Origin of the sequence: Aeromonas sp. FDAARGOS 1418, from assembly GCF_019048585.1 — a bacterium.
Classification (GTDB): Bacteria; Pseudomonadota; Gammaproteobacteria; order Enterobacterales; family Aeromonadaceae; genus Aeromonas; species Aeromonas caviae.
The window spans coordinates 3116498-3136537 of record NZ_CP077387.1; the positions used below are offsets into that span (position 1 = coordinate 3116498).

Annotated in this window: 18 protein-coding genes; 13 read left to right on the forward strand and 5 right to left on the reverse strand. The window is 65.0% G+C overall.

The features are described 5' to 3' along the window. The first annotated feature begins 50 nt into the window (after positions 1–50). Genes I6L48_RS14545 through I6L48_RS14555 form a run of 3 tightly spaced genes read left to right on the forward strand, consistent with a single transcriptional unit; the run spans position 51 to position 3151 of the window. A complete protein-coding gene (locus I6L48_RS14545) occupies positions 51–1103 on the forward strand; it encodes an iron ABC transporter permease (RefSeq protein ID WP_103243163.1) in 1053 nt (350 codons plus the stop codon). Then, a complete protein-coding gene (locus I6L48_RS14550; protein WP_216987374.1) occupies positions 1096–1866 on the forward strand; it encodes an ABC transporter ATP-binding protein in 771 nt (256 codons plus the stop codon). The genes I6L48_RS14545 and I6L48_RS14550 overlap by 8 nt, the downstream gene beginning before the upstream one ends. A gap of 55 nt (positions 1867–1921) precedes the next feature. After that, positions 1922–3151 carry an MFS transporter gene (locus I6L48_RS14555; RefSeq protein ID WP_216987375.1) on the forward strand — a complete coding sequence of 410 codons (1230 nt, stop codon included), beginning with the start codon at positions 1922–1924 and terminating at the stop codon, positions 3149–3151. 200 nt (positions 3152–3351) lie between these two features. Here the strand turns inward: I6L48_RS14555 and I6L48_RS14560 are convergent, their stop codons facing one another. The 5 genes from I6L48_RS14560 to fadI form a co-directional block, all read right to left on the reverse strand. Then, on the reverse strand, positions 3352–4236 hold the full coding sequence (locus tag I6L48_RS14560; protein ID WP_216987376.1) for an AEC family transporter: 885 nt from the start codon (positions 4234–4236) through the stop codon (positions 3352–3354). Positions 4237–4247: 11 nt separating this feature from the next. Further along, complete coding sequence (locus I6L48_RS14565) at positions 4248–4805, reverse strand: YaeQ family protein (RefSeq protein ID WP_216987377.1); 558 nt, start codon at positions 4803–4805, stop codon at positions 4248–4250. A 187-nt stretch (positions 4806–4992) separates the two neighbouring features. Then, positions 4993–5133, reverse strand: coding sequence for a TIGR02808 family protein (locus tag I6L48_RS14570; protein ID WP_010674670.1), 141 nt, complete (start codon positions 5131–5133; stop codon positions 4993–4995). 262 nt (positions 5134–5395) lie between these two features. Next, a complete protein-coding gene (gene fadJ / locus I6L48_RS14575) occupies positions 5396–7543 on the reverse strand; it encodes a fatty acid oxidation complex subunit alpha FadJ (RefSeq protein WP_113070648.1) in 2148 nt (715 codons plus the stop codon). After that, complete coding sequence (gene fadI, locus I6L48_RS14580; protein WP_010674668.1) at positions 7543–8853, reverse strand: acetyl-CoA C-acyltransferase FadI; 1311 nt, start codon at positions 8851–8853, stop codon at positions 7543–7545. The genes fadJ and fadI overlap by 1 nt, the downstream gene beginning before the upstream one ends. Positions 8854–9036: 183 nt before the next feature. Here fadI and I6L48_RS14585 point away from each other — a divergent pair, with 183 nt between their 5' ends. The 10 genes from I6L48_RS14585 to I6L48_RS14630 all read left to right on the forward strand — a co-directional run bounded on the left by I6L48_RS14585 (position 9037) and on the right by I6L48_RS14630 (position 19975). Beyond that, positions 9037–9987 carry a MoxR family ATPase gene (locus I6L48_RS14585; protein WP_039039116.1) on the forward strand — a complete coding sequence of 317 codons (951 nt, stop codon included), beginning with the start codon at positions 9037–9039 and terminating at the stop codon, positions 9985–9987. Between the two features lie 28 nt (positions 9988–10015). Continuing rightward, complete coding sequence (locus tag I6L48_RS14590; RefSeq protein WP_113070298.1) at positions 10016–10906, forward strand: DUF58 domain-containing protein; 891 nt, start codon at positions 10016–10018, stop codon at positions 10904–10906. After that, complete coding sequence (locus tag I6L48_RS14595; protein ID WP_225159456.1) at positions 10891–11448, forward strand: DUF4381 family protein; 558 nt, start codon at positions 10891–10893, stop codon at positions 11446–11448. Before I6L48_RS14590 ends, I6L48_RS14595 begins: the two co-directional genes overlap by 16 nt. Beyond that, positions 11445–12407 carry a VWA domain-containing protein gene (locus I6L48_RS14600; RefSeq protein ID WP_216987378.1) on the forward strand — a complete coding sequence of 321 codons (963 nt, stop codon included), beginning with the start codon at positions 11445–11447 and terminating at the stop codon, positions 12405–12407. The genes I6L48_RS14595 and I6L48_RS14600 overlap by 4 nt, the downstream gene beginning before the upstream one ends. A 21-nt stretch (positions 12408–12428) precedes the next feature. Then, positions 12429–13889 carry a tetratricopeptide repeat protein gene (locus I6L48_RS14605; protein WP_216987379.1) on the forward strand — a complete coding sequence of 487 codons (1461 nt, stop codon included), beginning with the start codon at positions 12429–12431 and terminating at the stop codon, positions 13887–13889. 62 nt (positions 13890–13951) lie between these two features. Then, positions 13952–15430 carry a BatD family protein gene (locus I6L48_RS14610; protein ID WP_216988080.1) on the forward strand — a complete coding sequence of 493 codons (1479 nt, stop codon included), beginning with the start codon at positions 13952–13954 and terminating at the stop codon, positions 15428–15430. A 30-nt stretch (positions 15431–15460) separates the two neighbouring features. Continuing rightward, complete coding sequence (locus I6L48_RS14615; protein ID WP_216987380.1) at positions 15461–16051, forward strand: sigma-70 family RNA polymerase sigma factor; 591 nt, start codon at positions 15461–15463, stop codon at positions 16049–16051. After that, a complete protein-coding gene (locus I6L48_RS14620; RefSeq protein ID WP_041215209.1) occupies positions 16044–16787 on the forward strand; it encodes a DUF3379 domain-containing protein in 744 nt (247 codons plus the stop codon). Before I6L48_RS14615 ends, I6L48_RS14620 begins: the two co-directional genes overlap by 8 nt. 408 nt (positions 16788–17195) lie before the next feature. Beyond that, positions 17196–18467 carry an outer membrane protein transport protein gene (locus I6L48_RS14625; protein WP_039039109.1) on the forward strand — a complete coding sequence of 424 codons (1272 nt, stop codon included), beginning with the start codon at positions 17196–17198 and terminating at the stop codon, positions 18465–18467. Between the two features lie 251 nt (positions 18468–18718). Next, entirely contained in the window at positions 18719–19975 is a 1257-nt protein-coding gene (locus I6L48_RS14630) for an outer membrane protein transport protein (RefSeq protein ID WP_113070304.1), read from the forward strand. The last annotated feature ends 65 nt before the right edge of the window (positions 19976–20040 follow it).

Below are 20040 nucleotides of genomic sequence, written 5' to 3' on the forward strand. Positions count from 1 at the left end.
TCTTGGATTGTGTGGGCGCCTCTTGCGGCGCCCGTTTCAGGATTGACATCATGAATGATTTGGCTGCCCTGCAGCAGACCCTCGCCCGGCAGCGGCAACGGGAGCGCCGTCGCTGGCACTGGCTCCTGCTGCTCGCCCTGGTCCTGTGCATTACCCTGGTGCTCGACATCGCCACCGGCCCCTCCCTGCTGGCCCTGCACGACGTGATCGATGCCTTGATCGCCCCCGCCCAGGCCGATCCCATGACCCGCACCATCGTCCACGACATGCGCCTGCCCATCGCCCTCATGGCCCTGGTGGTCGGTGCCTCCCTCGGTCTTGGCGGTGTGCAGATGCAGACCCTGCTAGACAACCCCCTCGCCAGTCCCTATACCCTCGGGCTCGCGGCGGCGGCGGGCCTTGGCGCGGCGCTGGCCCTCTACACCGGCGGCCTCGGGCTTCCTCCCCTGGTGGCCATCCCTGCCGGTGCCTTCATTGTGTGCATGTTTGCCGCCTGCCTGCTGTTTGGTCTGGCCATGATGCGCCATGTCAGCAGTCAGACCCTGATCCTGGCGGGCATCGCCCTGCTGTTCCTGTTCCAGTCCCTGCTCTCCCTGCTGCAGTTCCTCTCCTCCCCCGAGCTCAACCAGCAGATCCTGTTCTGGCTGTTTGGCAGCCTGATGCGCACCACCTGGGACTCCCTGATCATCACCGCCGTCGTCACCCTGATCTGCACCCTGCTCATCTACCGTGACGCCTGGGCCCTCACCAGCCTGCGCCTCGGGGAAGCCCGCGCCCGCAGCCTCGGGGTCAATGTCGACAGACTGCGCATGAAGACCCTGGTGCTGGTCGCCCTGCTCACCGCCACCGCCACCAGCTTCGTCGGCGTGATCGGCTTCGTCGGCCTGGTGGCCCCCCATATCGCCCGCATGCTGGTGGGGGAAGATCAGCGCTTTTTGATCCCCCTCTCCGCCCTGTGCGGCGCCTGCATGCTCTCGGCGGCCTCGGTGCTCTCCAAGTCCATCATTCCGGGGGCCCTGTTCCCCATCGGCATCGTCACCGCGCTCATTGGCGTGCCCTTCTTCATCTGGTTGATCCTCGGCAGGGGGCGTAAACGTGCTTGAAATATCCCGACTCTCCCTCTCCCTCGGCCAGCAGACCTTGCTGCGGGATCTCAGCCTCACTCTGCATCCGGGTCAGGTCCATGTGATCATCGGCCCGAACGGGACCGGCAAGACCTCCTTGATGCGCACCCTCTTTGGTGAACTGACCCCGGACAGTGGCGACATTCGTCTCGGGGACCAGAGTGCCCGCCAGATGACGCAGGCCAGGTGGCGCCAGCAGTTTGGCTACATGCCCCAGAACATCCAGCTGGAGCTGGATCTCAGCGTCATCGAAGTGGTGGTGCTGGGGCGCCTCGACAGCCTCTCCATGCGCCTCGCGGACGAGGACATCCTGGCTGCCGGCCGCGCCCTGCAGGCGCTCGGGATCGCCCATCTCGCGGATCGCCCCCTCTACTCCCTGAGCGGCGGCCAGCGGCAGATGGTGCTCTTCGCCCAGGTGCTGCTGCGCGACCCCCGCATCATGATGCTGGACGAGCCGGTCAGCGCCCTGGACCTGCACCACCAGATGCAGCTGATGGAGCACCTGTGCCAGCAGACACGGGAGCAGCAGTGGATCACTCTGGTGGTGCTGCACGATCTCAACCTGGCCGCCCAGTTTGCCGATCAGCTGATCGTGCTGGCAGGGGGAGATCTGCAGGCCTTCGGCCCCCCCGCCCGGGTGCTCGACGCGGCCCTCATCGAGCGCCTCTACCAGGTGCCGGTGGAGATAAGCCACGATCAGCACGGCATCCCCTTCCTCAGAACCCTGCGAAAGACACCATGACACAGTGCTGCGCCACCCCGGCGACCACCGCCCCACGCGCTGGCGGGAGGCGACCATGAACGGCGCCTCCTACTGGCGGGACTGGCAGGGCATGAGCCCGGCCGCCCGCCTGCTCATCACCAATGGGCTCGCCTTCAACCTCGGCTTCTACATGATGATGCCCTTCCTCGCCCAGCACATGGGCAGCGGGCTGGGCCTGGCCGGCTGGGCCTGCGGCCTCGTCATGGGGATGCGGGTCTTCAGCCAGCAGGGGCTCTTCCTGTTGGGCGGCACCCTTGGGGATCGCATCGGCTACCATCCCGCCATCGTCTGGGGCTGCTTGGTACGATCCTTGGGCTTCGTGCTGCTGGGCTGGGCCGAGTCCCTGCCCATCCTGCTGCTGGCCGCCGCCCTCACCGGCTTTGCGGGAGCCCTGTTCACCCCCTGCGCCCAGGCCTACCTTGCCAGCGAATGCCACAACCCGAGCCAGCGTCAGCGCGCCTTCGCCCTGCACAATCTGGCCAGCGAGGCGGGCATGCTGCTCGGCCCCCTGGTCGGCCTCACCTTGACCCAGCAGAGCTATACCCTGACGGGGATCCTGGCGGCGAGCCTCTTCGCTCTGCTCGGAGTGCTGCAATACCGGGTGCTGCCCAAACGCCCGGTGAGCAACCAGAGCCCCCGTAGCGCCATCTTGCGCCAATGGGGGGAGATAGTGCGCCAGCGCCCCTTTATGGGGTTCACCCTGCTGGCAGGCAGCTACCAGATCCTGTTCCACCAGCTCTATCTCGCCCTCCCCGCCCATATCCAGAGCCTGCCGGACGCCACCCACCTGCTCGGCGGCGTCTTCACCCTCTCGGCGGTGATCGGCGTTCTGCTCCAGCTCCCGGCCTCCCGCCTGGTGGAGCGCCGCCTGGGAGTACCGCTCGCCATGGGGCTGGGGATAGGCATGATGGGCCTAAGCTATCTCGCCCTGCCCCTGCTGGCACCCTGGCCGACGGCAGGCGTGTTGACGCAGGTGGCCCTGCTCTCCCTGGGCTCCATCCTCTGCTTCCCGCTCTTCGCCGCCCAGCTGCCCCGCTACGCGCCCCCTGAGCAACTCGGCAGCTACTACGGCTTCTATGCCAGCGCCGGGGGCTGCATGGCGCTCTTTGGCAACCTGCTCATCGGCTTTATGCTGGGGGATGCAGGCAGCCGCCCCGCCACCGCCATCTGGTGGCTGCTGGCCCTCGCCGGCCTGCTGGCGGGAGTTGGCCTTTATTCTCAGTTGCGCAAGGATGGCCAGGTTCAACCTGCTCCCCATCAATAAACAGGGCGGCCAAGGCCGCCCGGTTTTATTCCCTTTCTCCCCCTTCCACTCTCTGCCTTATCCGGCTAAACCGGCTTCAAAACCTTGTCAGATACGCGAGCAAGCTCGGCTGTACTCGATGAGCAAAACAACATCGGACATGCACGATAGCAATAAAAAGGACGCCATCGGGCGTCCTTGAAGAGGAAGACAGAGCAGGGTCAACTCCCCAGATGCAGCGCCAACAAGACCGCCAGCGGGATCACCACCACCGAGAGCGCATTGCCGCCGAGCACAATACTGGCCACCTTGTCGGGCTGGCACTGGTACTGCTCGCACAGGATGTAATTGAGCACCGCCGGGGGCAGCGCCACCGACAGCATCAGGAGTGGTATCCAGTCAGGTTCGAGGGGCAGCAGCCAGACGGCGAGCCCCAGGGAGAGGCCCCCCGCCAGCAGGTAGAGCAGGTTGCACTTGATGGCCAGCCCCTGGTGATCCAGCTCCCCTTCCATCAGCCGGATGCCTAAGGCAAACAGCATCAGGGGCACCGCTATCTGGCCGAGCAGGGCGGCGCTGGTCACCAGGTATTCCGGCAGCGGGATATGCAGGTTGGCCACCAGCAGCCCGGCGAAGGCGGCCCAGAGCACGGGGCTTCTCAGCCAGCCCCAGCGGGAGCTGCTGGCCGAGAGGATGAACATGCCCACCGAGAAGTGGAGCAGGTTGGAGAGCACAAAGAGGATGACGATGGCGCCGAGCTGCTGCTCGCCAAAGGCGAGCACCATCAGCGGAATGCCGAGGTTGCCGGTGTTGCGAAACATGGCGGGCAGGATCAGCGCGGCCCGCTCTATCTCCTTGAGTTTGAGCAGGGAGAGCAGCAAACCGGGCAGCAGGATCACCAGGGCACCGGCCCCCACAAGGGGCAAGTGCGCCGCCAGATCCAGGGGGTATTTCACCAGGGCCGAGAAGACCAGCGCCGGAGTAAAGAGTTCGATATTGGCCCGGTTGACATAACCCAGGGCCCCGCCCGGTCGCAGCCGCCCATAGAGGGCGCCAAGGCCCACCACCGCAAACACGGGAATGACGATATTGAGCAGGGCGCTGAACATGGGTATCCCGTTTACAGTTCGCGGGCCGGGCGTCCCATCAGCACCACGGGGTCCAGCGTCACCTCCTGGCTGCCGTTGCTGACCCAGAGCTGGCCGTCGGAGATGGTGCAGGTGAGCTGCATGGTGCGCTCCACCATGGCCGCCAGGGGCAGGGTCTGGCAGTCGGAGAGTTCGATGACGCTCAGGTTGTCGTGCAGACCGAGCTTGCCCTGGTTCTGCTTCCACCAGACGCTGGTGCCACGACCGCCATAGAGGTAGAGCACCACCTGGCGAGAGCGATTGCATGCCTTCTTGAGACGGCGCTCGTCCGGCTGACCCAGCTCAATCCAGAGTTCAATCTCATCGGAATAGTTCTTGCACCAGAGCTCGGGCTCGTCGTCGGCTGAGAGCCCCTTGGTGAACTCCAGTCGCTCGGCGGCATGCCAGGCGAAGGCCGCGAGGCGGATCATCATGCGCTCGTCGGTCTCGGAGGGGTGACGGGCCAGGGTGAGGGAGAAGTCCTGATAGAGATTGCGATCCATGTCAGACAAGCTGATCTGGGCCTTGAAGATGGTTGCCTTGAGCGCCATAGAAGTCGTGAATACCTGATAAAAGAGAAGGGGGCGGACATGCCGGGCGTCAGTGTAATCAAAATGGCCGCCGTGTTCGACCGTCTTGCGCTCCCTTTACCCCATCAGGGGCGGGCAAGTGCTTCAGAAGCACAAAAAACAAATGCCAGTCGTGAGACTGGCATTTGGCGGCATGAACGAGAGTGACTCACTTCTCGGCGGACTTGACCCCGAAGGCATTGAGCAGCAGGCAGCAGGTCACTGCCACTGCCACGAACCCGCTCAGGAAGATAAAGGGCATGGCCCCATACCCCAATACAGTCCAGATGGTGTGTTCAAGCAGACTCATAGTGTGTCCTTCATCCAGTGAAATGGGTGTCCCTTTCGTGACGGGGTCGCCCCCGTTCCTGATGAGACTATTTGACCTCAACCCGCGCCTGAGTCCTATGCCACCAAAGTAATAAATGGGGCACCAGTTTGCGCCAGATCAAGGTTTTAGCCCTCCCCGCCCCGTTTTTCTTCGCGCCCTCGCCCCAAACCGGAAAGGTACGCCCAACAAAAAGCGAGGCGACCTTGGGGTCGCCTCGCTCGATGCATGCCGTCGAGAGCCATCAGTAGAAGGTCTGCTGCTCCGCCGCCATCGCTTTCAGCCGCGCACAGGGGGCGAAGCGGTCGCCAAAGCGCTTCTGATGGTGCTCAAGACGCCCCACCAGATAGTCGATGCCGAGGCTGTCCATGTAGCGGAACGGACCGCCCAGGAAGGGGGGGAAGCCGATACCGAAGATGGCGCCGATGTCGCCATCCCGGGCCGAGGCCACCACGCCGCCATCCAGGGCCATGGCCGCTTCGTTGAGCATCAGCAGCACGCAGCGCTCGGCGATCTCCTGCCTGGCAAGCTTGGCCTGGGGCTTGACGCCCAGCACGTCGTAGACGCTCGCGTCCACCGTCTTCTTGCCCTCCTTGCCGGTGAGCTTGTTGCGCGGGGCCGCCTTGCCATAGAGATAGAAGCCCTTGCCGTTCTTGCGCCCCTTGCGATCGTCCTCCAGCAGCTTGTCAAAGGCCTTGGGCGCCTGGAACTGCTCGCCACCCAGCTCTTTTTCTAGGATGGGGGAGATCTTGGCCCCCACGTCGATCCCCACCTCGTCCAGCAGGGTGATGGGGCCGACCGGGAAACCGAAGTCGAGCAGAGCGCCGTCCAGTACCTCCACCGGCTCCCCTTCCAGCACCAGGCGCGCCGCCTCGTTCATGTAGGGCGCCAGGATGCGGTTGACGTAGAAGCCGGCCTCGTCCTTCACCACGATGGGGGTCTTGCCCTGGGCCCGGGCGAAGGCCAGGGTGGTGGCCACCGTCTCGGCGCTGGTACCCGCGTGGGGAATGATCTCGGCGAGCGGCATCTTGTCCACCGGGCTGAAGTAGTGCAGCCCCACCACCCGCTCCGGATGCGTCGCCGCCGAGGCGATCTGGTGGATGGGCAGGGAGGAGGTGTTGGAGGCAAACACGGTGTGCTCCCCGCACTCGCGCTCCACGTCCTGCACCATCTGGTGCTTGAGGTTGATGTCCTCGAACACCGCTTCCACCACCATGTCCACCCGGTGGAAACCGGAATAGTCCAGGGTGCCGGTGAGCAGGCTCATCTGTTTTTCCAGCTCGCTGCGCAGCAGTTGGCGACGCTTGAGCTTCCTCGCGAGGAGGTCGTAGCTGTAACGCATGGCATTGCCGATGCCGGCGCTCGCCACATCCTTGATCCGCACCGGTACCCCCGCCTTGGTGGCGGTGACGAAGGCGATGCCGCCCCCCATCAGGCCGCCCCCCAGCACGGCGGCATGACCCACCTTGCGCGGCTCGGCTCCTTGATAGCTCACCTCTTTCTTCATCTCCGTGGTGGCGAAGAAGAGGGAGCGCAGGGCGGCGGATTCCGGCGTCATCACCAGCTCGCCGAAGTGGCGGGCCTCGGCCTGCAGGCCGGCCTGCATCCCCTCCTCCACGCCGATGCGCACCACCTCGATGATGCGCTCCGGCGCCGGGTAGTTGCCCCGGGTCTTGGCCTTGACCCCCTTGCGGGCCTGATCGAACAGCACCTTGCGACCAAATTTGTTGGTCTCCAGCACCTTGCCCTGCAGATCCCGTTTCAGGTGGTGGCGCGGCTTGCCCTTCTTGGCAAGCTTGATGGCGGCCTCCAGCAAAATGGACGGGGGCACCATGTCATCCACCAGCCCGAGCTTCCTGGCCTGTTTGGCCCGCACCTGCTTGCCGGTCAGCATCAGATCCAGTGCCTTGGCCACCCCGATGAGGCGCGGCAGGCGCTGGGTACCGCCGGAGCCCGGCAGCAGGCCGAGCTGCACTTCCGGCAGGCCCAGTACGGTTTTACCGTGATCGGTCACCACCCGGCCATGACAGGCGAGCGCCAGCTCCAGCCCGCCGCCAAGGCAGGGGCCGTGAATGGCGGCGATCACCGGGATCCCCAGGGCTTCGATTTCGGCGAACACCTCCTGTCCGGCCCGGGACAGCGCTTCGGCATCCTGGGCGCTGGTGCAGGCCGCCAGCATGGCGATGTCGGCCCCGGCAACGAAGGAGTCCTTCTTGCCGGAGACGATCACCAGGCCGATCAGATCCCCGTTCCCTTTTACCTCGGCCAGCAGAGTGCGGATCTCGTCCGCAAAAGAGGCCTTCAGGGTGTTCATGCTCTCACCGGGCACATCCATGGTGAGGATGCCGATGCCGTCTTTGCGAATATCCAGAGAAAAAGTCTTGGCACTCATCATTCCACCTCCAGCACCATGGCCACACCCAGCCCACCCGCCGCACAGGCGGTGTTGAGCCCCAATCCCCCACCCCGGCGCCGCAGTTCATGCAGGGTCTGGGTGATCATGCGCGCCCCGGTGGCGGCAAAGGGGTGACCAAAGGCCAGCGAGCCGCCGAGCACGTTGAACTTCTCCATGTCCACCTCGCCGATGGCCTGATCCCGGCCCAGCTTGTCACGGGCAAATTCGGCGCTTGCAAACATCTTGAGGTTGGCGAGCGTCTGGGCAGCAAACGCTTCGTGCATGTCGATGAGGGTCAGATCCCCAAGGGTGATGCCGGCACGGTCCAGCGCCAGCGGCGTGGCATAGGAGGGGCCCATCAGCATGTCCTGCCAGACATCGATGGCGGAGAACGCGAAGCTGCGGATGTAACCCAGCGGCTCCAGACCCAGCTCGCGGGCCCGCCCTTCACGCATCATCAGCACGGCGGCGGCGCCGTCGGTAAGCGGAGTGGCGTTGGCGGCCGTCACCGAACCGTGGGCCCGGTCAAAGACCGGTTTGAGCTTGGCGTAGCTCGCCAGATCCGAGCTTTCACGGATGTTGTTGTCCCGCTCCAGCGGCGACTTGTAGGGGGGCACGTGGGCGGTGAACACCTCGCCACTCAATTTGCCCTGCGCCCAGGCTTCGGCCGCCAGGGTGTGGGAGCGGTGGGCCAGCGCATCTTGCGCCTCGCGGCTGATCTGGTGGGTCTTGGCCATCTGCTCGGCGGTCTGCCCCATGGAGAGACCGGTGGAGTACTCAGCCACGGCCGGGGGCACCGGCAGCAGGTCCTTCAGGCGCAGACGGCGCAGAATATTGAAACGCTGCTGGAGGTTGCGCGCCTTGTTGAGATCCACCAGGGCGCGGGCCAGAGACTTGCTGACTCCGATGGGCAGCACGGAAGAGGAGTCGGCACCGCCGGCGATGGCGATGTCCACCGTGCCGGCCATGATGGATTCGGTGACGTTGGCCACCGCCTGGAAACTGGTGGCGCAGGCGCGCGACACGCTATAGGCATCGGTGCTGACGCTCATGCCGGTGCCAAGTACGATCTCCCGGGCGATGTTTGGCGCTTCCGGCATCTGCACCACCTGGCCGAACACCAGCTGGTCGATGAGCTTGGGGTCGAGATCGGTGCGGGCGAGCATCTCGCTCACCACCAGTTTGCCCAGATCGACCGCAGGCACGCCGTGAAAAGCGGTGGCCTGCTTGGCAAAGGGGGTGCGCAGACCCGCCACGACGGCTATCCGTTCGCCCTGGCGAGTCGTCAGTTTCAATGGCTGTTTCATCCTGGCTCCTTGGGTTAAAAAGGCAGAGGTCTGACCTCATTGCGCCACATCTTAACAATCCAATCACAACTTTCATACGGCTGATTGAAACTAAATTGTCCCCATCTTGCCACCCTCCCTCGCCCTTGTGAGCCAACTGGGGTATAAAAAGATCAACTTCCATAAAAACAACGGGTTTATCGCATGGCAGCGGCCGAGTTCAGAGCACTTGGAGACTATCTGGGCAGCCAGATCCTGGGACAGGGCCCCCTCATCGAGGGGCTGCTGATCGCCCTGTTATGTGAAGGACATGTGCTGATCGAGGGGGCCCCCGGTCTTGCCAAGACCCGGGCGGTCAAGGCGCTGGCCGGCGCCGTGGAGGGGCGCTTTGCCCGTATCCAGTTCACCCCGGATCTGCTCCCTGCCGATCTCACCGGCAGCGAGGTCTTCCATCCCCAGGATGCGAGTTTCGTGTTTCAACCCGGCCCCCTGTTCAATCACCTGGTGCTGGCGGACGAGATCAACCGGGCGCCGGCCAAGGTGCAGTCCGCCCTGCTGGAGGCCATGGCCGAGCACCAGATCACCGTGGGCAAGAAGAGCTGGCGCCTGCCCTCCCTCTTCATGGTCGCCGCCACCCAGAACCCCATCGAGCAGGAAGGGACCTATCCCCTGCCGGAGGCCCAGCTCGATCGCTTCTTGCTCAAGCTGCTGGTGGATTACCCCAGCCCCGCCATGGAGCTGGCCATCCTTCAACTCAACGCCCGCGGCGACGCCCTGCCGACGCCGCCGGTCACCCTGAGCCAGTCCGACTTGCTGGAAGCTCGCACCGCCGTTCAGGGGGTACAGATGCAGGGGCGCCTCGAGCACTATCTGGTGCAACTGGTGTGCGCCACCCGCCCCGGCAGCGGCCTGTGCCCCGAGTTAGACCCCCTGGTCGCGGTGGGGGCCAGTCCCAGAGCCAGCATCGGCCTCGCAAGAGCCGCACGGGCCCGGGCCTGGCTCGCCGGGCGCGACTTCGTGCTGCCCGAAGACATCCAGCAACTGGCGCCTGCCGTGCTGCGCCACCGCCTCATCCCGAGTTATCAGGCGCTGGCGGACAACCTCGATAGCGAGGCGCTCATCACCCTGCTGCTGGATGCCATTCCATGCCCCTGAACCGGCCCCCGCAGGCAGCCCTATCGCCATGACCCCCGTCGCCGAGCCCCGGGATCACCCCGACATCGCCCTCACCCTCGAGCGGCTGCTGGCGGTGCGCCTCTGGACGCGCCAGGGCGAGCGTGCCCGCATTCATCAGGCGGCCCAGGGGCGTATCGGGCGCCAGCCCGGGCTGCATTTCAGGGAGCTTCGCCTCTATCAGGCCGGTGACGAGGTGCGTCACATCGACTGGCGGGTCACCGCCCGCCTCGGCCGCCCCCACACCCGCCTCTACGGGGAAGAGCAGGATCAGGCCCACTGGTTGCTGCTGGATCTCTCACCCGCCATGTACTTTGGCTCCCGCGCCCAGCTCAAGGCCCGCCTTGGCTGCGAGCTGGCCGCCGCCCTGCTCTGGCAGGGGGAGAAACAAGCCAATACCTTGATCTGCCAGGGCGCAGCCCCCCACACAGAGCACCAGCGCGGCTCTCTCATGCCTCTCCTGGAAGCGCTCTGCCGCCATTACGAGGCAGGGCTGGATCGCGCCCCCCAGCCTAGGACGCTGGCCCAGACCCTGGCACGACTCATCCTGCCCCACGGGGCCAGATTGACCCTGATAAGCCATCACCAGGTACCGGACCAGGCCCTCTGCCAGCAGTTGCAACGCCTTCGCCTGCGCCACGATATCCACTACTGGCAGATCCGCGATCCCCTGGAAGCCGCCCTGCCCGAGCAGGGGCAGCTGGCAGTGCAGGCAGGCAGACACAGCGGTTGGCTCGCGGGAGAAGATCCCCGCTTTCGCGCCCGCTACCAGAGGGCGGCCGACGAACAGGCCGAGGCCTGTCGCCAGCAGTTGCTGCCCCTGGTGACGCGCCTCTATCGCCTCGACAACGGCGCCACCCTGCAACGCCAGTGGCAGGAGGGCGGATGCCGTCTGTTTTGAGGGGGGAGCAAGGCGTGCCCGCACCGGATGCATATCGCCAGCCCTCGTCCAGTGAGGCCTTGCAAGCCATCCGTGCCGAGCTGCGCGACATCCACCAAGGCCCCGCTCTCGAGCCTGCACAGGATCCTCGCCTGATGGCCCTCGGGGGGCTGCTGATCGCGGCGATCGCCGCTTGCCTGATCGCCATGACGGCCCTCACCCTGTGGCGCCAGCGCCACTGGGCGCTCCGGATAGACTGGCAGGCAGATGATCTCGTCCCCAGGCTGCAGGATGCCCTGCGAGAAGCGGCCATGGCCCGCTGGCCCGAGGCGGCCCCCCTGCAAGGGGAGGACTGGCTCGCCTGGCTGGACAGCAAGGGGGGGAGCGATTTTTCCCGGTTTGCCGCCCAGTGGCCGCTCTGGCTCTATGGGGGCAGAGTGCCCGATGAGGCGCAGCGCAAAAGATTGCGCCTCGCCTATCTCGCCTGGGGGCGACGCTGCGTCAGCGCGCCGCGATTCCCGGCAAGCAAGCGAGGGGCCCCTTCCCCGGAGGGTACGCGATGATCCTCGCCTGGCCCTGGTTTTCCCTCGCCCTCGCCCTGCCGCTGCTGGTGCGCTTCGGCCTGCCTCCCATGAAGGGGCGCAAGGGAGGAAACCGGCTCGTTCATGGAGGTTTTCCCCTGCTCCAGCCCCAGGCGGGGCAGCCCTTGTGGCGCATGATGATCTGCTGGTGTGCCCTGGTACTGGCCCTGTGCCGCCCCCAGTGGCAGGAGCCCCCGATCATTCACTACCAGAGCAGCCGGGACCTCATCCTGGCGGTGGATCTCTCCGACAGCATGCGCACCCAGGACATGCTGGATGACGGAGAGCAAACGGACAGGCTTGCCGCGGTGCGCCAGCAGATAAGCAACCTTGTCGCCTCCCGCCCGGGGGATCGCATCGCCCTCGTCGTCTTTGCCGATCACGCCTATCTGCTCTCCCCCCTCACCCAGGAGACCGGGGCCCTGCTCACCCTGGCCAGGGAACTCGACTTCGATCTGGTGGGGCGCACCACGGCCCTGGGGGAAGCCATCCTGCTTGCACGCCAGCACGCCGACCCCACCCGCCCCACCGCCCTGCTGCTGGTGACGGACGGGCGAAATACCTCGGGCAATGCGGATCCCCTGACCGAGGCCAGGCTCGCCGCCAAAGCAGGCATCCGTCTCTATACCCTGGGGGTGGGCGCCGACCCCGACACCTTCGCCGCGCCCGCAGGGGACGCCGATCCCAGTGCCGAACTGGATGAAGCCCTGTTGCAGCAGTTGGCGACGCTGGGAGGAGGCCGCTATTTTCGCGCCCGCAACCGGGGCGATCTCGCCGCCATCAAACAGGCCATCGACACCCTGGAGCCCCTCGCGCGGCCCCAGACCCTCTCCCGGCCCCACCAGGAGCTCTACCCCTGGCCACTGGCCCTGGCCTGGCTGCTGCTCTGCTGGCCAGCCCGCTGGCACATCCCCCTGTCACACAGGCCATCCCATGAGTAGGCAGGCCATGATGGTGGCACCATGGAGCTGATCTTGCTGCGCCCCCTCTGGTTGCTGGCCCTGCTCCCCTGGCTGTGGCAGGGGTGGCGCCGCCGCCGCGATCCCGGCTTGCTCTCCCCGGCCATGCAGGCCTATCTGCTGCCGAGCCGCCATCGGGCCATCCCCTGGCGCTGGCTTGCCTGTCTGCCGGTGATCCTCGCGCTCTCGGGCCCCGCCCTGCGCCAGCAGAGTCTCTCCATGCCGAGCCCGGCCCTCGATATCTGGCTGCTGGATCTCTCCGATTCCATGCTGGCACAGGATCTGGCGCCGGACCGGGCAACCCGGGTGAGACTGGGATTGCAGGAGATGCTGGCCGACATAGCGCGGCAGGACGCGGCCCATCCCATCGCCCTCATCCTGTTTGCCGGGGATGCCTACCTCGCCATGCCTCCCACCCGGGATCATCAGGCCATCGCCCTGCTGCTGCCGGACCTGCGCCCGGCCATCATGCCTGTCCAAGGCAGCGCCCCCGAGCGCGCCGTTGCCCTGGCCCTCACCCAGATCCCGCCGGGCCAGTCCGCCCGTCTGCTGCTCGTGACCGACGGCCTCTCCGGGACAGCGCGCGATCGCATCGCCGCCCTCTTGCCCTGCCTCAACGACCTGTTCTGCAAGGCAGGCTCAGCCCCGCGGCTCGACATCCTGCTGGCCAGCGGGGGCAAGGAGACCCGGCTGCCCGGCGTGGCTGCAGAGCGCTGGCAGCTCGGCAGCCCGATCGGCCACACCTTGCCGGCGCCCGACGAGGAGGCCATGACCGCCCTTGCCGCCAGTACCGGAGGCAGGCTGGCCTGGCTCGATTCCGGCCTGCCCCGCTTTGCCCCCCTGCCCATGGGCCAGGCCCTGACGCAGGGGCAATCCCGGGATCTCGGCCCCTGGCTGCTCATCCCCTTGCTCCCCCTGGCGCTGCTGGCGCGGATCGGCGCCCACTGGCTGCTGGTGATCCTCGTCATTGGCTTCGCGCCCCCTTCCCTGCAGGCGGCCTCCCGACAAGATGAAGCAGGCTGGCAGGCTTATCGCCAGGGACACTATCGGGAAGCGGCCAACGCCTTCCAGGATCCGGTCTGGCAAGGCAACGCCTGGTATAGATCCGGGGATTACGCCAGGGCCGTCGCCGCCTATGGCAGGGCAAACAGCGCCACCGCCCACTACAACAGGGGCAATGCCCTGGTCTGGCTCGGGGATCTTGCCGCCGCGGAGCAGGCCTATCTGAGCGCCCTTCGCCTTGAACCTGGGCACAGGGATGCCTTGCACAATCTGGCCCTGCTGCGGGCCAACCCGCCGCAGACAACGCCCTCGGCAAATACCCCGGAGCAGGCCGACACTCCCGACCCCGCCCGCGCCTCAGAGGCTCCCCGCCCCCCGGCGCCCCCCGTGCTGCTGCTGGAGCAGCGTCTTCGCAAGGAGGCCCTGCGCCGCCCCCTGATCAAGGTGGAGGAGCCCTGGTGATCCTCGTGCTGCGCTTGCTCTCCCCCCGGATCGGCTGCTGGCTGCTGCTCGCCCTGTGCGCCATGCGGGTGCAGGCCGTCCCTGTCGAGGCCGAGCTGTTGCCGGGGGCGAGCGAGCGCGACTGGCTGCTCGTCATCGAGGCCGACGGGCTGCACCGCGATGAGGATCTCAACCTGCAACCGCTGCTGCGCCAGTTTGCGGTCGGGCGGGTCAGTATCCAGCGGGTCAGTGCCCAGAGCCGCAGCCTGACCCGCTGGCAGATCCCCCTGCACCTGCTCGATACCAGCCCGCGCCAGGTGCCCTCCCTGCCCCTTGGCGCCGATCTCACCCCCTCCCTGGCGGTGCCGACACGTTCCCTGGACGGCACCCTGATGCCGGCACAAGACCCGGTATTCTCTCCGGTCGAGCTGCAGGCCCGGGTGCTCCATGAGGGGAATCTCTACCCCGGCCAGCCCTTCATCTATGAGCTGACCCTCTGGCTGCCTGCCAACCTGGAGGCCCCCAACCTCGGCGAGCCCATCACCCCGGCCTTTACCATTCGCCGCCTTGGCGAGGACCGCTGGGACTCTCCCGCCAGCCCCGGCCTGCCCGGGCGTCTCACGAGAAAATGGCTGCTGCAGGCCAAAGGGCCCGGGCTCCATCGCGTCGAATCCCCCCGCTTTCAGGGGCGGTTGCCGCCCCAGGACCAGGCCGGTGCGACCGCGCCAGACAACGCGGGGGATCTGCTGTCCGCCAGGGCGACGACCCTCTTCATCAAGGTGGACAAGGCCCCCCTGGAGCCGGTGGCGAGCAGCCTGGTGCTGCGCCAGCAGTTCAGCCCGGCGCAGGCCAGGGTGGGTGAGCCGGTGATCCGCACCCTCACCCTGGTGATGGAAGGGGGGGATGGCAACCGCCTGCCCCCCTTGCCGCCCCCGCCCCTGCCCGCCGGCCTCTCCATGAAGCCGGACGGCGAGCAGCAACAGGAGCGATTCGTGGCCGAGGGGGCGCTTCGCTTCGAGCGCCAGTGGCGCCAGGCCCTGACCACCGACGAGGCGGGGCGCTATGTGCTGCCCCCCCAGACCCTGCGCTGGTTCAACACCCAGAGCGGTCGCATCGAGGAGGCGCGCCTGCCCGCACATTCTCTGGTGTTCACGGCAAGGGAGAGCGCCACTCCCGCCTCCCCCGCACCAGGGGTCCAGTATCTCTATTGGGTGCTCCTGGCCATCCTGCTGCGGGCATTCATGCGCCGCTGGCCGCGCTGGCGCGCCTTCTATCGCCTGCAACGGGCCCTCGCCACGGGCTCTCCTGACGAGGCCAGGGAAACCCTGCTGACCTGGGCCGTCCTGCGCTGGGACGCCCCCTGTCTGCATCTGGCCAGGCTGCCCTGTCACCGCGACCCCGCCATGGGAGCGCTGCTGGACGACCTGGATCGGGCCTGTTTTGCCCCCGTACTCGCCCCTGGCGAACACCTGCCCAGACAGGCGCTCGCCAGGGAGTTGTGCACCTGGGAGAGCTTTGCGATAGCCTATGGTCTTCGAATACTGGCGTGGATGCGTGCATGATGCGCCCCTCATGAAACAGGACACCCTTTTATGGCGTTAGGTTTTTTCAGAAGAAAAAGGGCCGGCACGGGAAAGGATCCCTGCGCTTCTCCGGTCTATGGGGAGATGGCAGACAAACAAACCAAGTACGAAGCCCTGGTGCACGCCCTGCACGGGGACATCTACCGCTACGCCTACTGGCTGTGCCGGGATCCGCAAATCGCCGAGGATCTGGTGCAGGAGACTTTCCTGCGCGCCTGGAAGGCGATAGATACCCTGCTGGACGACAAGGCTGCCAAGGCGTGGCTCATCACCATATTGCGGCGGGAGAATGCCCGCCGCTTTGAGCGAAAGCAGTTCGATCTTGTCGACCTCGACGAGCACCCCCTGCGGGATCAGGGTGTCCTGCCAAGCGAGCAGGAGATGGAGCACGAATGGCTCAGGCGCCACATCGCCCGCCTGCCTGCCGAGTATCAAGAGCCGCTGCTGCTGCAGGTACTGGGGGGATTCAGCGGGGAGGAGATCGCCGAGCAACTCGGCCTGAACAAGAACACCGTCATGACAAGGCTGTTTCGCGCCCGCAACCAGATAAAAGAGGCCATGGAGTCTGCGAAACAACAGAGAGGACACACCAATGGATGAGCTTGAATTTCGCCGCCGGGCCATCACTCACCCCTCGGACAGGGATCCCGCCTTCTTGAAAGCAGCCGAGGCGTCACCGGCCAATCGCAAGCATCTGGACGAGATGCAGCAGCTCGAGCGCCAGGTGCGCAGCACTCTGGAAGTGGACGTACCGGCCGGTCTTGCGGAGCGGATCCTGCTCAGGCAGGCGATGGCAGCCGAAGAGGAGCAGGTGGTCCCGCTGCCCGTCACTCCTGCACGCACGCAATGGCGCGCTCTGGCCATCGCGGCCTCGGTCGCCTTCCTGCTCGGCATGAGCACCCGCTGGATCAGCTGGCCTGTGGCACCGGACACCCTGTCGCTGGCTCAAGTCGCCATGTCCCACGTTTATGGGGAAGAGCCCTTCATTCATGCGGTGGATGAGCGGGTCAGCCTGCACACCATCAACGCGAAAATGGAGAAATATGGCGCCACCCTGAGCGAGATGCCGGGCATGAAGGTAACCTATGTCAACCACTGCGCCTTCTACCAGGGACCGGCCCTGCACATGGTGCTGCAGGGCAAGATGGGACCGGTCACCCTGTTTCTCGTCCCCAAGCATCTGCCACTGACGATCCAGTCCGATTTTGCAGACGGGACCCTCAAGGGGGAGATACTGCCGCTCAAGGGGGCCAACATGGTGCTCATCGGAGACATGCAGGAGCCCCTCGCCCCAGTTGCCCGCCAGCTTGAGTCACGCCTGCACTGGTCCATTTAACAGACCTTGACCCAGGCTGACTCGTCCTCCGCCTCAGCCACATCACAGGCAGACATCCTCATTGTCTGCCTGTTCATCCCCACATCCCCGCATGTTCCCGCCCATTGCCCGCGCGAAGTCACATTTTTACTATTTATTTTAAATGACGCAAACGGCACCATTTGTGCTTTATTTATCCAATAATAGATAAATCAGCCTAATAAAACGGCAAGTTAAAACAAATGATTAACACAATGGAAACTTTTATGTATTCTGCTGTCACTGGTCTGATTTCTTACCTCCTACCAGATCCATAGAATCACGCCAGCAATGAATGGGAAGAAGCTGACATAACAACAGATCATGTCGTCAATAGCCGCCAAAGAGCCGCGATGTCGACAGAAAATCTGCTTACAAAGAGAGAACACTATGACAACTGCCTTTTTCAAGAAAAGCCTGATCGCTGCGGCCGTGACCCTGGCCAGCACCCAGACCTTCGCCGCCGCGTTCCAGCTGAACGAGCACTCGGCCTCCGGTCTGGGTCGCGCCTACGCAGGTGAAGCAGCCATCGCCGACAACGCGGCCGTGCTGTCCCGCAACCCGGCGGCCATGACCACCTTCGACAAGATGGCACTGTCTGTATCCGGCACCTATATCAAGCCCGACGTGGACGTGGCTGGCGACATTTATGCCGGCCCCACCAAGCTGGCTCCGTCCAGCGAGAGCGACATCGCCCCCGATGCCTTCGTGCCGGCCACCTACTTCATCCAGCCCCTGAATGATCAGTGGGCCTGGGGGATCGGCCTCTTCTCCAACTACGGCCTCTCCACCGAATATTCCAAGACCTTCGCGGCCGGTGCCGGCGCCGGTGACACCGAGCTGCTGACCTTCAACATCAACCCCAACATCGCCTATCGCATCAACTCCAGCTTCAGCGTCGGTGCCGGCATCAATGCCGTCTACGCCGCCGCCGAGCTGAACCGTTATGCCGGTGCGCTTTCCGCCGCCATTCCGGGCGCCAACTCCGATACCCGTCTGGCTCATCTGAAGGGCGATACCTGGGGCTTTGGCTGGAACGTCGGCACCCTGTACGAGATCAATGAAAACAACCGCCTCGCCCTGACCTACCGCTCCCAGGTGGACTTGAGCTTTGACGGCGACTTCCAGGGCGCCACCTCCGGCAATCGCGTCGTCGATGGCAACCTGAAGCTGGATCTGCCTGCCCAGGCCGAATTCGCAGGCTACCACCGCCTGAACCAGCAATTCGCTGTCCACTACTCCGTGAACTGGACCGACTGGAGCGCCTTCCAGGAGCTCAAGGCCACCAGCAGCAACTGCGCCGGCGGCGTGTGCCTGCAAAAAGACGAGAAGTTCAAGGACTCTGCCCGTTACGCCCTGGGCGGTACCTGGTACGTCAACCCGTCCTGGGAAGCCCGTATCGGCTTCGCCTACGACAACAGCCCCATCGAGCCGGAATACCGCAGCCTGAGCATTCCTGACTCCGACCGTATCTGGTACAGCGCCGGTGCCACCTACCACATCAATCCGGACATGAGCCTCGACTTCGGCATGGCCTATCTGGACGGCAAGGAAGTGGACGTGAACGAAGGCCTGCGCAACCACAGCGATGCGCTGCGCTGGAAGGGCACCTCTCACGGCAACGCCCTGCTGGCTTCCGCCCAGTTCAACATGAAATTCTGATTTTCATGTCATCATCAAGAGCGCCCCAGGGCGCTCTTTTTTTATCCAACTTCGCCATCTGAGCGCACAGCTGTGGTAAACAACTGTACTCTTTTCTTTTTTTATCAAGCTGTTATGGGGATTTCTTTCAGCATTTAATCCCGTTTTGCCGCACGTTCCCCTCTCCCCGTTGCCTTGCTGGTCATACCATATAAAATCCCGGCCCCAACCGAATAACAGAATGAACACCCAGTTCATCCCGAGGAAAGACCATGCATCCGACGTTCAAACCCTCCCTCATAGCCCTCTTGCTGCTGTCGAGCCAGGTGCAGGCTGCCGGCTTCCAGCTCGCGGAGCAATCCGCCACAGGCATGGGGCGTGCCTTCGCGGGTGAGGCCGCCATCGCCGACAATGCCAGCGTGCTCTCCCGCAATGCCGCCGCCATGACCCGGTTCGATACCCTGGCCTTCTCCGGCGGCGTTATCCACGTGCACCCCGACGTCAACATCGAGGGCACCACCCGGGTGCCTACCCCCCAGGGGCCGGTCAGCCTGGATGCCGGAGCCCACGACATTGCGGGTGACGCCTGGGTGCCCAACGCCTATCTCATCGTGCCCCTCAACGAACAATGGCGCCTCGGACTTGCCGCCACCTCCTATTACGGACTCGGGGTCAAGATGCCGGACAACTACAACGCCGGTCACTTCGGCAACGTCTCCGACATCAAGACCATGGATCTGGGGGCCTCCCTGGCCTATCGCATCAACCGCATCTGGTCCGTCGGGGCCGGTCTCTCCGCCATTCAGGGGGAAGGGGAAGTGGGCGGCACTTTCCCCTCCAACAACCAGATAGCCAAGCACCTGAAAGGGGATGGCTGGGCCATGGGCTGGAACCTGGGCACCCTGCTTGAGTTGTCGCAGGCAACCCGCATCGGTCTCTCCTATCGCCACGACGTGACCCTGACCCTCTCTGGTGACGCCATCGGCATCGATCAGAAGGGCCAGCCCTTCACCGATACCGGCAGCCTGGATCTGCCTCTGCCCGCCACCGCCGAGCTGGCCCTGTTCCATCAACTCACCCCGGCCCTGGCGCTGCATTCGAGCATCAACTGGACCAACTGGAGCAAGTTCGTGCAGCTCGAATCCGAGCTCGACCACCACGGCACCATGCACATCAAAGAGGAGCACTGGGAAGACAGCTGGCGCTATGCCCTGGGGATGACCTACCAGCTGGCCCCCCAGTGGCAACTGCGCTCCGGTATCGCCTACGACCGCAGCCCGGTCCCGGCGGATCGCCGCACCATCTCCATCCCCGACTCGGATCGGGTCTGGTACAGCGCTGGCGTGGGCTACCAGATTGACCGTCACCTCTCGCTGGATCTGGGGCTGACCCTGATCGACGGCAAGAAGGTGGACGTGAGCGAAACCATGCAGCTCAGGCCCGGCATCCCGCAGACCACCTCCACCTTCAATGGCACCTCGGAAGGGGATGCCTGGCTCGCCGGCCTGCAGCTCAACTACCTGTTCTGACACCCCGGGTTTCCTGACAAATAGTATGCCAGTTGTTGACCTTCCCGACCGGTCGGCACTGGCAT

Coding starts and splice junctions, on each gene's coding strand:
- I6L48_RS14545 (WP_103243163.1), top strand. CDS start 51: ATGAATGATTTGGCTGCCCTGCAGCAGACCCTCGCCCGGCAGCGGCAA.
- I6L48_RS14555 (WP_216987375.1), top strand. CDS start 1,922: ATGAACGGCGCCTCCTACTGGCGGGACTGGCAGGGCATGAGCCCGGCC.
- I6L48_RS14560 (WP_216987376.1), bottom strand. CDS start 4,236: ATGTTCAGCGCCCTGCTCAATATCGTCATTCCCGTGTTTGCGGTGGTG.
- I6L48_RS14565 (WP_216987377.1), bottom strand. CDS start 4,805: ATGGCGCTCAAGGCAACCATCTTCAAGGCCCAGATCAGCTTGTCTGAC.
- I6L48_RS14570 (WP_010674670.1), bottom strand. CDS start 5,133: ATGAGTCTGCTTGAACACACCATCTGGACTGTATTGGGGTATGGGGCC.
- fadJ (WP_113070648.1), bottom strand. CDS start 7,543: ATGAGTGCCAAGACTTTTTCTCTGGATATTCGCAAAGACGGCATCGGC.
- fadI (WP_010674668.1), bottom strand. CDS start 8,853: ATGAAACAGCCATTGAAACTGACGACTCGCCAGGGCGAACGGATAGCC.
- I6L48_RS14585 (WP_039039116.1), top strand. CDS start 9,037: ATGGCAGCGGCCGAGTTCAGAGCACTTGGAGACTATCTGGGCAGCCAG.
- I6L48_RS14590 (WP_113070298.1), top strand. CDS start 10,016: ATGACCCCCGTCGCCGAGCCCCGGGATCACCCCGACATCGCCCTCACC.
- I6L48_RS14595 (WP_225159456.1), top strand. CDS start 10,891: ATGCCGTCTGTTTTGAGGGGGGAGCAAGGCGTGCCCGCACCGGATGCA.
- I6L48_RS14600 (WP_216987378.1), top strand. CDS start 11,445: ATGATCCTCGCCTGGCCCTGGTTTTCCCTCGCCCTCGCCCTGCCGCTG.
- I6L48_RS14605 (WP_216987379.1), top strand. CDS start 12,429: ATGGAGCTGATCTTGCTGCGCCCCCTCTGGTTGCTGGCCCTGCTCCCC.
- I6L48_RS14610 (WP_216988080.1), top strand. CDS start 13,952: ATGCGGGTGCAGGCCGTCCCTGTCGAGGCCGAGCTGTTGCCGGGGGCG.
- I6L48_RS14615 (WP_216987380.1), top strand. CDS start 15,461: ATGGCGTTAGGTTTTTTCAGAAGAAAAAGGGCCGGCACGGGAAAGGAT.
- I6L48_RS14620 (WP_041215209.1), top strand. CDS start 16,044: ATGGATGAGCTTGAATTTCGCCGCCGGGCCATCACTCACCCCTCGGAC.
- I6L48_RS14625 (WP_039039109.1), top strand. CDS start 17,196: ATGACAACTGCCTTTTTCAAGAAAAGCCTGATCGCTGCGGCCGTGACC.
- I6L48_RS14630 (WP_113070304.1), top strand. CDS start 18,719: ATGCATCCGACGTTCAAACCCTCCCTCATAGCCCTCTTGCTGCTGTCG.